Below are 12,410 nucleotides of genomic sequence, written 5' to 3' on the forward strand. Positions count from 1 at the left end.
AAAGTCGCAAGCCTTTTTCAGACTTACGACTTTTTACTTCGGACTTAAAAATTATTCCTTATTTGAACTGGCATCCTTTTCTTCTGGATTGCGGTTAAAAGTACCTGAATGATCGCTTACGCCTTCATGTATCAGGTTTTGGGCCACAGGCTCCTGGTTTGACTCATCGGTGCCGTTTACAAACTCATCATAAGTGGTACGGTGATCAAACGGACGTTTGCCTAATATTTCCTCCAGATCTGATTGGAAAAGAATCTCCTTCTCTAATAATTTGTTAGCCAGTTTTTCAAGCCCTTCTCGTTTATCAGTAAGCAGCTTTTTGGTGCGTGCGTAAACATCGGCTATCTGGTTTCTAACTTCCTCATCAATCAGTTCAGATGTTTTTTCAGAATATGGTTTGTTAAACTGGTATTCGCCTTGAGTGTCATTGAATGATACATTACCAACCTTGGCATTCATACCATAAATGGTTACCATGGCATAAGCTAGCTTGGTGATACGTTCCAAATCATTTTGGGCACCGGTCGAAATTTTACCAAAGGTTATGTCCTCGGCAACACGACCACCAAGCGTCATACACATACCGTCAAGCAATTGCTCTGTAGTATATAAAAATTGCTCTTTTGGCAGATATTGCGCATAACCCAACGCGGCAACACCACGCGGAACTATGGATACTTTCACCAACGGATCAGCATGTTCCAGGAACCAGCCTGCAATAGCGTGACCAGCTTCGTGATAAGCTACAATGCGTTTTTCTTCTGGTGATATGATCTTGTTCTTTTTCTCTAAACCGCCAATTACACGGTCAATGGCATCCTGAAAATCCTGCATATCAACAGCCTCTTTGTTTTTACGGGCTGCTATTAAAGCGGCTTCGTTACAAACGTTGGCTATTTCGGCTCCGGCAAAACCAGGTGTTTGGGCTGATAGTTTTTTAGCATCGACACCATCTGCCAGTTTAACAGGTTTTAAGTGTACTTTAAATATCTGCTCGCGGCCCACCAGATCGGGTTTATCAATAGATACCTGCCTGTCAAAACGGCCCGGGCGCAATAAAGCGGAATCAAGTACGTCAGGACGGTTGGTTGCTGCCAGTATGATAATACCTGAGTCGGTACCAAAACCATCCATCTCAACCAATAATTGGTTCAGGGTGTTTTCGCGCTCATCATTACCGCCAACTATATTGTTTTTACCGCGTGCGCGGCCAATAGCATCAATCTCATCAATAAATATAATACATGGAGCCTTGTCTTTTGCCTGGCGGAACAAGTCACGTACGCGTGACGCGCCCACACCCACAAACATTTCCACAAAGTCAGATCCTGACAGGGAGAAGAATGGCACCTGGGCCTCGCCGGCAACGGCTTTGGCCAACAAGGTTTTACCTGTACCAGGCGAACCTACCAATAAGGCTCCTTTAGGTATTTTACCACCCAGATTGGTGTATTTTTTAGGATTTTTAAGGAAATCAACAATTTCCATTACTTCCTGTTTTGCTTCTTCCAAGCCGGCTACATCATTAAATGTTACCGATACCTGGGCTTCTTTATCAAACAGGGTAGCTTTTGATTTACCGATGTTAAATATCTGTCCGCCCGGGCCACCGCCAGAGCCTCCGCTCATGCGGCGCATGATGAATATCCATACCCCGGCAAAAAGGATCACCATGATAACACCCTGTACCAGCCAGTTTGATAAAAAGCTTTCGTGACCTGGTTGCAGTTCAATTGGAACTTTTTCGCTGTCAGGCACATCTTTTTGGGCAATGGCCAAAGATTGTTTTACGCTCTCGTACGATGCATCAGTAAAAGTATACTGAGGGCCATCGTTGTTGGTGTTAAACAAATGTTGTTCTTTGGTAAGATCTTTATAACGAGATTTGCTTAAACTGTCCTTTTTAATATAAACCTCGGCAACCACCAGGTCGCCATTTTTATAAACGATCAATTTTTGAACGTCATGCGGACGTAGCATGTTGGCTTCAAAATCCTGGAAGTTGATGTTTTTGCCTGAACCACCGCTTAATAGGGTGGGTACCAGTAAAAAGGCTAAAATAACAATACCATAAAGCCACATAATGTTAAACTTAGGTGGTTTTGGCGGTGTTTTTTTATTAAGTATCTTCCTGATCGGTTTCGGACTTTCTGATTTACTATCTTTAATATCTTTCATTTCTTTGTTACGAGCTCAAACTTACAATCTATAATTTAAAATTTACAAAGGTTTAGTACCATGACTCCACCCGGGGTACTTTTGTGACGAATGTTTAAGCACTTTTATAATATTTAATTTCGGCATCACCCCACAAATCTTCTACGCCGTAGAATTCACGTTTGTCAGTTCTGAAAACGTGGATCACAACATCCACATAATCAAGTAGTATCCACTCGGCATATTCAAGCCCTTCCTTACGCCAGGGTTCCTGTTGCGTGGCTTTGAAAATTTCTTCTTCAATACTATTGGCAATTGCTTTTACCTGTGTAGTTGAATCGGCATGACAGATCACAAAATAATCTGACACTGAACCCAATATATTACGGAGATCTAATCTTATAATATCATTCCCCTTTTTTTCCTGTATGCCATGAATGGCAAGTTCAGAAATGTAGGCCGATTGATTTAACACTTTGTTTTTTACCATCAAAAAGAATTAGTTTTGAACGTTTTTGGGTTAAAAATTATTATACTTTGCAAAATAACATATTTTCGGCATTATTTGTTGGTCAAAATTTGGTAACAATTAAAGAACTTGACTCAACCAACACTTTCCTTAAAACATTACTGTCAAATTCCAAGCCATTGCCCGAAGGTACGGTCATTATGGCAGAAAGCCAATACGCCGGTAGGGGGCAGCAGCAAAATAAATGGCATAGTGAGCCAGGCAAAAACCTTACGTTCAGTATTCTGCTAAACCCAACGTTTTTGCCTGTCATCAACCAGTTTGACCTTAACCGGGTAGTCAGTTTGGGCGTTTTTGACGCGTTGGAGCCATATTTGGGCGATAAATTAAAAATAAAATGGCCCAATGATATTTATTATGACGATCGTAAACTTGGCGGTATATTGATTGAAACTCATATTCAGGGCGATCGTATTAAAAATGCCATAATTGGTATCGGACTTAATATAAATCAGGAAAGTTTCTTGCCGGGAGCGGGCAATGCCATATCTTTAAAGCAAATCTTACATAAAGATTATGATTTACGAACAATATTATCAGAAATTTGCGGTCATATTGAAGCGTATTACCTTAATTTAAAGGCGAGTAAGTTTTCCTTTGTAAGGAATACATATTTATCCCGACTATATTGGTTAAACCAGGCAAAGCGTTTCAAGGCAAACGACGTGGTTTTTGAAGGGATCATTAAAAATGTAAAAGACGAAGGTTTGCTGGTTGTTGATAATAATGGCACGCTCCAGGAGTTTAGCTTAAAACAAATTGAATTTTTAAATAAATAGTAATTAAATGAAGAAAGTATTGTTGGTTATTGTTGCGCTGGTTATTTGCGCAGGGGCCTATGCCCAGATCGAAACGCCTGTAAGATGGTCATACGGGGCAAAAAAGTTGAATGATAAAGAAGCCGTTGTGTTTTTTAAAGCTACTATTCAAACCGGATGGCACATTTACTCCCTTGACGTTAAGGATGGCGGACCAATAAAAACCTCATTTGAATTTACCCCATCAAACGCATACACCCCGCTTGGTAAAACTACTGAGCCAACACCGGTAACCAAATTCGAGAAAGCTTTTAGCATGAATGTTAGTTACTTTGAAAAAGAAGTTGTTTTTCAGCAAAAAATAAGCCTTAAATCGGCAAAGGCTGCCAGCGTAACAGGCAAACTGACTTACATGACCTGTAACGATAAAAAATGCCTTCCACCAGAAGATGTTGAATTTAATATTCCTTTAGGCAAATAATTACCTTAAGGAGATAACGATGAAACTATTTCATAAAATCAACTGGTTACCAACGTTGCTGGCTATAGTAACCGTGCTGGTCATATTTGGCATAAACTCCCCATCGCCTGTTTATGCAGCACCAAAAGCCGATACGGTATCAACCAGTGATGTTCAGTTTACGGATATACCAACCGCTGCTGATAGCATTGCCATCAGGAAAAAAGCGGCCGATTCTGCAGCAAGGGCTGCTGCAGCCAAACCCGCGGCTCAACAAAAAGCCCCTTCATCTGAAAAGCCCAAAACACTCTGGCAAATATTTATAGAAGGACTTATTGGCGGCTTTACTGCTGTTATTTTGCCCTGTATATATCCGTTGCTGCCATTAACTGTAAGTTTTTTTACCAAAAAGAGCGGAAGCCGTAGCAAGGCAATAGGTCAATCGCTCATTTACGGAGTATCCATCATTATTATATATGTAACGCTTGGATTGCTGATCTCCATTATTTTTGGATCAGATGCCCTTAATGAACTGGCTACAAACGGCATATTTAATATGTTCTTCTTTTTACTGCTGGTGGTTTTTGGTATATCGTTCCTGGGAGCTTTTGAAATTACGTTACCCAGCTCCTTAGCCAATAAGCTTGATGAAAATGCAGATAAGGGTGGCCTTGCGGGTATTTTCTTTATGGCTTCAACGCTGGTAGTGGTGTCATTTTCATGTACTGGGCCAATTATAGGTACACTACTGGTTGATGCCGCTTCAAAAGGCGATCGTTTGGGACCTGCCATGGGGATGTTTGGCTTTTCGTTAGCATTAGCTTTGCCATTTACCATATTTGCTTTGTTTCCATCGGCATTAAAAAGCCTGCCAAAATCGGGTGGTTGGTTGAATAGCGTAAAAGTGGTTTTGGGATTTCTGGAACTTGCCTTTGCCCTCAAATTTTTATCAAACGTTGACCTGGCCTACCACTGGAACTGGTTTGACCGGGAGATATTTTTATCGCTTTGGATAGCCATTGGGTTAATGATAGGCCTTTATCTGATCGGGAAAATAAAATTCTCACATGATAGCGATGTGCCATACCTTACTATACCACGTACGTTTTTAGCTATAGTTGTATTCGCGTTTGTTATTTATATGATACCGGGTTTATGGGGTGCGCCTTTAAAATCAATCAGCGCGTTTTTACCACCCGAAGCCACACAAGACTTTAATCTGTCAAGTGAGCCTGGTGGTTCCGGTTCATCATCGGCATCAGCTCCGGCCGCGATACCATCAGGTATAGGCGAACGGAAATATGCTGCTAATTATACCCGCATAAAAACCCGTGGACTTGATGCCTGGTACGATTACAATCAGGCATTGCAGGTATCCAAGGCAACGCATAAACCCATATTGATAGATTTTACTGGTTTTAACTGTGTTAACTGCCGTAAAATGGAAGCCAATGTATGGTCGGACCCGGAAGTTTTTAAAAGATTAAGGGACGACTTTATTCTTTTACAACTGGTGGTGGATGATAAAGCGGCGCTGCCTGTACAGGAACAGTTTGTATCGGACTATAGCGGTAAAAAAATAACCACCTTAGGCGGCAAATGGAGCGATCTGGAGGCTAAAAGATTTAACTCCAATTCGCAGCCATTATATGTAATGCTTGATAGCGACGGTAATTTCTTAAAGGATGGTAAGGGGGCTGAAATACCAACCTCGCCAGCTAACTATAACATCAAAAGCTATCTTGAATTTTTAGATAGCGGTATCGCTGCTTTCAAAAAGTAGGCTCAGCGTTAAAAAATAAAATGTAAATTCGCGGCAAGTTTTAAAGCTTAGCCGCGTTTTTATTTAAAGGCTGCTTTAAAAGCACTTAATTAAACTATTCAATTTTTTAAGGTAGGGTTCCTAATTGCCCGTATCAGGATAAAAAATGACGCAGATTAAAAATATCGGACTTTTTACATCAGGTGGCGACGCGCCGGGAATGAATGCTGCCATAAGGGCGGTTGTACGTACGGCTATTTACTATGATATTGAAGTTACCGGAATACGCCGCGGTTATGAAGGCATGACCAAAGGTGATTTTATACCAATGAACCGTAAATCGGTCTCGAACATTATACAACGCGGGGGCACTATTTTAAAAACCGCCCGTTGCGATAACTTCCGCACTGCCGAAGGGCGCAAACAAGCTTACGATCAGTTAAAAAAACATAATGTTGATGCCCTGGTTGCCATTGGCGGCGACGGTACTTTTACCGGCGCTAAAGTATTTGGCAGCGAGTATGACATACCCGTTATTGGCTTGCCGGGTACTATTGATAACGATTTATTAGGTACCGACTTTACTATTGGTTATGACACGGCGATAAATACCGTTGTGGAGGCTGTGGATAAGATACGTGACACCGCCGAATCGCATGATCGTTTATTTATTGTTGAAGTGATGGGCCGCGACTCGGGCCTGATTGCGCTGCGTACCGGCATTGCAGCCGGAGCCGAGGCTATATTGATACCTGAAAGTAAAGGCGGAATGGAAGGTTTATTTAACCGTCTGGAACATGGCCGTAAGGATAAAACCTCCAGAATAGTGATCGTGGCTGAAGGCGAAGAGGCCGGAGGCGCTTTTGAAGTTGGCAGGTTAGTGCAGGAAAAATTCCCTAATTATGATACCCGGATCTCGATACTGGGTCACATTCAAAGGGGCGGTGCGCCAAGCTGTATGGATAGGGTATTGGCAAGCCGTGTGGGCGCTGCAGCTGTTGAAGCTTTAAGAGATGGCCATCGCAACGAGATGATAGGCATTATTCATAATGAAATTGCGTATACCCCATTTGAACACGCTATTAAGCATCATATTGAGATAAATCCTAACCTGTTAAAACTGGTTGAGATATTGTCTATGTAATACTGGAGTTTACCGCTCTTACTAGTCGGTTCTGGTAAAGGTATGATCAACAATGAGGCGTATTACCTCGTCAATTTCGGTGCTTACAATGTGCAGATAATCAATAATTTGCCTGTTTTCTGGATTTTGCAGGTTTTCCTTGTCTATAATATCAATTAGTCCGAGCATGCTGGCTACGGGCCGCCTTAATTCATGCGAGCTAAGCGAGGCAATATTACGCAGGCGTTTATTTTGAGAAAGCAGCTCATGCTCATTTTTAAGCCTCACGCTGATATCGCGGGCAAAACAACCGGCCCCCATTACCTGGCCACTGGTAGTATAAATAGGGTTAAAGTTTATTTCATAATATACAGTCTCTTTTGTTTGCTCATCAATGCTTTCGCTGATGATGGTATAACGTTCGCCTTTTAATGCACGTTCATAATATACCTTCCAGTCATCAAGTAATTGCCGGGGATAACCCATGTGCCTGTTTGAATACTCGCCTTTTTGCGGGGCAACGCCGGTTAGCTGCTCTATGTGCTTTACATAAGCATTATTCATGTAAGCATACCGGGTTTCTGCATCAACAGACCATATTTGATCGGTTGTATTGTTAATGAGGGCTTCAAGGCTGTTTTTGGTCCATAAAACCTCTTCCTGGGCGCGCATCTCATAGGTTACATTTTTAGCAAATACGGTTATGCCTTCGGCAGATGGGTAAACGGTTGTACGGAACCATTTATTTAAGGGAGCAAAATATTCCATGAGCTTAATGCTTTCCTGTTTTGCTTTAGCATCATAGTAAGCACGACCAAAACCGGTATCCATAAGCGAAGGAAATACCTTCCATATTACCTGGCCAAGTAGCTCATCGCGGTTTTTTTCGGATACTTTTTCAAAGGCTGTATTTACCCTTACAAACCGCCACTTATTATCTAAAATAAAAAAGGAATCGGTTATACTTTCAATAAAGGAATCAAGCTTTTGGGCGGTACTTTTTATTTCGGCTTCAATTTTAATTTTGTCAGTTATATCCTGACCAACGCCCTGTATCTCACAAACCTCGCCGTTTTCATTAACTATTGATATAAACTCCCATTCGGTATCATGCAAATTACCATGTATATCGGGTTTTTTATGCAACAGCGGGATAACCTTGCCGGGGTTGTTCAGGCATTTAATAAACACGCCTTCGCACAGATGGGCTTCCTCCGGGAGGGTGGTTTTTGAAAAATGTTTGCCCAATAGTTCTTTTGCCTTGTACCCAAATACTTTAAGATACTGGCGGTTGATGAAGCTATAATTTCCGTCAATGTCTATCCGGATTAAGAAGTTGGTTTGCGAATCAATAAGCGAGTTTAAAAGCTGTTTGCTAAGCCCGGCATCTTCTTGCTGATGCAATTTTTCGATGGTATCTGCTGAATGGCCTTTCAGAAGGGGCTGCTCCCTGATAACACTCAATAAAACCCGGTGCCCGGTAACATCATCAATAATAAGACTCTTTTTATCATGGATGTTTTTAGTGGTATGTTGCGGTGTATTAATCAGGTAGTTTAACTCAATGGAGTTGTTTGGGGTAAGGTTTTTAATGTGCTCTTTTATGCAAGGGAGATAGGTTTTATTGATCAGCTCATCCCACAGGTTATGGTTTTGATGCAGTTGTTTGGCGGTTATACCCAAAACCTGGAAAATCCCGGGGCCAATAAACAGATATTTTTGCTTATTAATATCGTAAGCAAGTACACAATCAATCAGATCAATAGTTGTATGGCTGAACATACCTTGAAAATAAGGATAGGGGCATCTCTATAAATATAATGTATTTATTTTAAAGTGCATTTATATTGTTAATGTAATAATTTAGCTGCTACATCATTCCAGTTGTTAACCCGCTCAAAATCATTGATTAACAGGTTGTGTGGCGAGGTGTATAGCAGTTTACGGCCATTAAAGGTTACAAAGTTTTTTATACGGTCGTCAATCATAATATCCACATCCAGTATCTTATGCCCGCAAAAAATAATATTTGTCCAGGAGATGAACGGGAAATGCTCATTAAGCCATTCCAGTTTATCCTCCAGCGAGTTTCTAAATTCCATTGCGGCCGATGCAATATATACATCATATTTTTCGCACAGGGCCTTTACCACTTCCTGGCTGCCAGGCATAACCGGCAAATCGCGGAAAAAGCCTTTCTCATTAATATATTGTCTTAATGAGCTGCTTAAATGGGGTGGTAATATCTGGTTAAACTCCTTGCCATGCATATCGTCCAGGGATATTTTGGTTTGGTGCCTTACCTCATACAGGTCAATAAATTTGGCAATGGTATCGGCCAGTACCTCGTCCATATCAATAGCTATACGTAATTTTCTGTTGATGCTCATGTCGGTGAATTTGCAATTTTTTTCAATTAAAGCATAGCCCGTAATGCTTTAATAAATAATTAATTACAAGGGTTTTAAATTATTACAAATAATTTATACCTTTGCATCCCCGCAGAAAGAACTCCGGGGACATGTTGAATACATAAAAATAAGAAATGGCAACTAAGATCAGACTGCAAAGACACGGTAAAAAAGGCAAACCTTTTTACTACATCGTAGTAGCAGATGCCCGCGCTCCACGCGACGGTCGTTTTATTGAGCGTTTAGGTTCATACAACCCAAACACCAACCCTGCAACTATCGACATCAATTTCGACAAAACTTTAGCTTGGGTTAACACTGGTGCCCAGCCAACAGATACTTGTCGTGCTATCCTTTCATACAAAGGTGTGCTGTACAAAAAACACTTAGAAGGTGGTGTTAAAAAAGGCGCTTTAACCGAAGAGCAGGCTGCAGCAAAATTTGCTGAATGGACTGAGCAAAAAGACGGTAAAATCACCGGTAAAAAAACAAGTTTAGTTTCTGCAAAAGACGAAGCCCGCAAATTGGCTTTGATCGCTGAAGCTAAAAAGAAAGAAGATAAAGCTGCTGCTATTGCTGCTAAAAATGCTCCTGTGGCAGAAGAAGTTGCTGAAGAAGAAGTTGAAGCTACAACTGAAGGCGAAGTTGCTGAAACTCCGGCTGCTGAAGCTGATGCTGCTGAAAGCGCAGAATAATTTTATTATTAAGACTTACGTAATGGCGAAGCAACCTGTATATAGGTTCTTCGCCATTATTTTTTAATTCCATTTTTTTATGAAGACCGAAGATTGTTTCAGGATAGGCAGCATATTGAAAACCAAAGGTTTGAAAGGCGAAATGCAGATATATGTTGATTTTGATGGCCTGGACGCTATAAAGTTTGATGCCGTTTTTATTGATATGGCAGGCAAAATGATCCCCTATTTTGTGGCTTCTGTCAAATACCTGCAAAAAAGCAATGCCTATTTATACTTAGAGGATGTAGATACCATTGAAAAAGCAGCCCTGCTGGTAAAAAAAGACATCTACCTGCCCAATAAACTAAAGCCCAAAAAGAAAAAGAGTGAGTTTACCCTGAACGATGTTAAAGGTTTTATAGCTATTGACGAAACCCACGGCGAACTGGGCGAAATACTGGAGGTGCAGGAATACCCGCAGCAACTGATAGCTACCGTTCAATACCAAAATAAGGAAGTGCTTTTCCCGCTTAATGTAGATATCATTAAAGGTATCGATGTAGAAGCAGGGGAGGTCTATATAGCCCTACCCGAGGGGTTGCTGGATGTTTATTTGTCTGAGTAATTTCCTTTTGTCATCCTGAGCGCAGCGAAGGATCTATTCGCAAACATATGTATGCCGCATAATAGATCCTTCGCTGCGCTCAGAATGACAAGCTTGTTTTTTTTAACCAATGCCTGTGTCCTCACAGGCATTTTGCGTTAACGGAAGTTAAAAGTAAAATTGCCCGCATATTTGGCAAATCCGTTGAAGAAGTGTTTATATTAGAGGAAGAAGACTAAATAAGCCAATAATGAAAACAAAAACATCCTTTGCACCAATGCTGGCCATTGATAATGGTGTTACCAATATTGATTTTTATAAAAAGGCTTTTAACGCTACCGAAAACTTTTGCCTGCGGAACGATGATGGAAGCATCCACGTAGCCGAACTTGTAATAGATGGCGCTATGTTCCATATTCATGAAATAACGCGATTTAGCGGCACCATAACACCCGCCAATGCCGGTGGCCGCACGGTTAGTGTCGGACTGATGGTTGATGATGTACACGCTGTTTTTAACAGGGCCATTGCTGCCGGTGCCGTTGAAGTAGTGCCCGTTACCGATTTTGAATACAACTACCGCCAGGGCGAATTAACAGATCCCTTTGGTCACCGGTGGATAATTGAAAAGAAGCTATAGTTAACTAATATCTTCTACCTCGCCATCGCGCGGCTGGAGTAAGGGAGACACATGTAATGTGTCTCTACAAAAAAGCCTCTGTAGAGACGCATCACATGCGTCTCCTATTCCAATTTCATTTGTGGGTTCATGCCGGGTGATAGCTATCATCAGATCTCTGGCCTGCGAGTGATAATACATAAGTTTTTACGGCGACGGGATGTCGCGAAATACATGTTATTCAGCCAGAGCCGGGCGACTGCGAAAAGTTACAGTTAATCTGCACATCTCCAATCTGCATATCCGAAATCCGCATATCTGCACATCAATTTACTATCTTTGCAGCATGCGTTTTGATATCATTTCTGTTTTGCCCGATCTGTTGGTAAGTCCGTTTGCACATTCTATTTTACAGCGTGCACAAAAAAAGGGTATTGCCGAAATTCATGTGCATAACCTGCGCGATTACTCTACCAGCAAGCAAAAAAGTGTTGACGATTATCCGTACGGCGGAGGCAGCGGCATGGTGATGACGATACCACCCTTTGCGGCCTGCATTGAAAAGCTAAAGGCCGAAAGGGAATATGACGAGGTGATATTCATGTCACCTGATGGCGAGCGCTTAAACCAGGCCATAGCCAACCAGCTTTCAATAAAAGGAAATGTTATTATTTTATGCGGACATTATAAGGGGATTGACCAGCGCATCCGCGATATTTATGTAACCCGCGAAATTTCTATCGGCGATTATGTGCTATCAGGTGGCGAGCTGCCTGCAGCCGTATTGGTTGATGCCGTGGTACGGTTGATTCCCGGTGTGCTGAGCGACGAAACATCGGCCCTTAGCGACTCGTTTCAGGATGATATGCTGGATGCCCCTGTATATACCCGCCCAGCCGACTGGAACGGCCACAAGGTGCCCGATATACTATTGAGCGGCAATACCCCCGAAATTGAAAAATGGCGCTTTGAGCAGGCTTTAGAACGCACCAAAACACGCCGGCCTGATTTGTTGGAGTAAGTTGAGCGTAGTTGGATTGAGTTAGATTAGGTTGATGGAGTTGGTTAAGTTAATTTATGTTTACAAACCACTTACTCAATCAACAAAATCAACTTTAAACTACCGCCATTTTGTTAGTAAAAAACAAAATGTGGAAATTTTTAAAATACACTTTTATATATTAAAAAAAATCCCTATAATTGCAATCCGATTTTTACGGGCTAAAAATCGCTTTAAGAGCTAAAAATCATGGATTTAGTAAAATTTGTTGAAGAGCAATCAGTAGAAAAAAAGCAGTTTCCTTCCTTTA

12 protein-coding genes are annotated in these 12,410 nt (G+C 41.4%); 8 read left to right on the top strand and 4 right to left on the bottom strand.

Features of this window, described 5'->3' with window-relative positions; genetic code table 11:
* Positions 1-51 precede the first annotated feature (51 nt).
* Positions 52-2,178 carry an ATP-dependent zinc metalloprotease FtsH gene (ftsH, locus tag JWQ34_RS08330; protein WP_299356375.1) on the bottom strand — a complete coding sequence of 709 codons (2,127 nt, stop codon included), beginning with the start codon at positions 2,176-2,178 and terminating at the stop codon, positions 52-54.
* A gap of 94 nt (positions 2,179-2,272) precedes the next feature.
* Positions 2,273-2,647, bottom strand: coding sequence for a ribosome silencing factor (gene rsfS, locus JWQ34_RS08335; RefSeq protein WP_183561837.1), 375 nt, complete (start codon positions 2,645-2,647; stop codon positions 2,273-2,275).
* 47 nt (positions 2,648-2,694) lie between these two features.
* On the opposite strand from rsfS, the gene JWQ34_RS08340 reads away from it, so the two are divergent.
* From JWQ34_RS08340 to pfkA, 4 genes are all read left to right on the top strand, one after another.
* Positions 2,695-3,465: a biotin--[acetyl-CoA-carboxylase] ligase gene (locus tag JWQ34_RS08340; protein WP_299356380.1), complete on the top strand. Its 771-nt coding sequence runs from the start codon at positions 2,695-2,697 to the stop codon at positions 3,463-3,465.
* Positions 3,466-3,472: 7 nt separating this feature from the next.
* Positions 3,473-3,925, top strand: a complete 453-nt coding sequence (locus JWQ34_RS08345; RefSeq protein WP_299356382.1) for a protein-disulfide reductase DsbD domain-containing protein — start codon at positions 3,473-3,475, stop codon at positions 3,923-3,925.
* 19 nt (positions 3,926-3,944) lie between these two features.
* Positions 3,945-5,687, top strand: coding sequence for a protein-disulfide reductase DsbD (locus JWQ34_RS08350; RefSeq protein WP_299356384.1), 1,743 nt, complete (start codon positions 3,945-3,947; stop codon positions 5,685-5,687).
* Positions 5,688-5,832: 145 nt separating this feature from the next.
* A complete protein-coding gene (gene pfkA, locus JWQ34_RS08355; protein ID WP_299356385.1) occupies positions 5,833-6,810 on the top strand; it encodes a 6-phosphofructokinase in 978 nt (325 codons plus the stop codon).
* Positions 6,811-6,831: 21 nt separating this feature from the next.
* Here the strand turns inward: pfkA and JWQ34_RS08360 are convergent, their stop codons facing one another.
* Entirely contained in the window at positions 6,832-8,571 is a 1,740-nt protein-coding gene (locus tag JWQ34_RS08360) for a PAS domain S-box protein (RefSeq protein ID WP_299356387.1), read from the bottom strand.
* Between the two features lie 68 nt (positions 8,572-8,639).
* On the bottom strand, positions 8,640-9,179 hold the full coding sequence (locus JWQ34_RS08365) for a 5'(3')-deoxyribonucleotidase (protein WP_299356389.1): 540 nt from the start codon (positions 9,177-9,179) through the stop codon (positions 8,640-8,642).
* A gap of 155 nt (positions 9,180-9,334) precedes the next feature.
* On the opposite strand from JWQ34_RS08365, the gene JWQ34_RS08370 reads away from it, so the two are divergent.
* From JWQ34_RS08370 to trmD, 4 genes are all read left to right on the top strand, one after another.
* Positions 9,335-9,895 (top strand): 30S ribosomal protein S16, encoded by a 561-nt coding sequence (locus tag JWQ34_RS08370; RefSeq protein WP_299356391.1) that lies wholly within the window; start codon positions 9,335-9,337, stop codon positions 9,893-9,895.
* Positions 9,896-9,974: 79 nt separating this feature from the next.
* Positions 9,975-10,502, top strand: coding sequence for a ribosome maturation factor RimM (gene rimM / locus JWQ34_RS08375; protein ID WP_299356393.1), 528 nt, complete (start codon positions 9,975-9,977; stop codon positions 10,500-10,502).
* A gap of 229 nt (positions 10,503-10,731) precedes the next feature.
* A complete protein-coding gene (locus JWQ34_RS08380; protein ID WP_299356395.1) occupies positions 10,732-11,121 on the top strand; it encodes a VOC family protein in 390 nt (129 codons plus the stop codon).
* 325 nt (positions 11,122-11,446) lie between these two features.
* Positions 11,447-12,121, top strand: coding sequence for a tRNA (guanosine(37)-N1)-methyltransferase TrmD (gene trmD, locus JWQ34_RS08385; protein WP_299356397.1), 675 nt, complete (start codon positions 11,447-11,449; stop codon positions 12,119-12,121).
* Positions 12,122-12,410 lie beyond the last annotated feature (289 nt).

The sequence above is a fragment of the Mucilaginibacter sp. genome (genome assembly GCF_028288185.1).
Taxonomy (GTDB): Bacteria; Bacteroidota; Bacteroidia; order Sphingobacteriales; family Sphingobacteriaceae; genus Mucilaginibacter.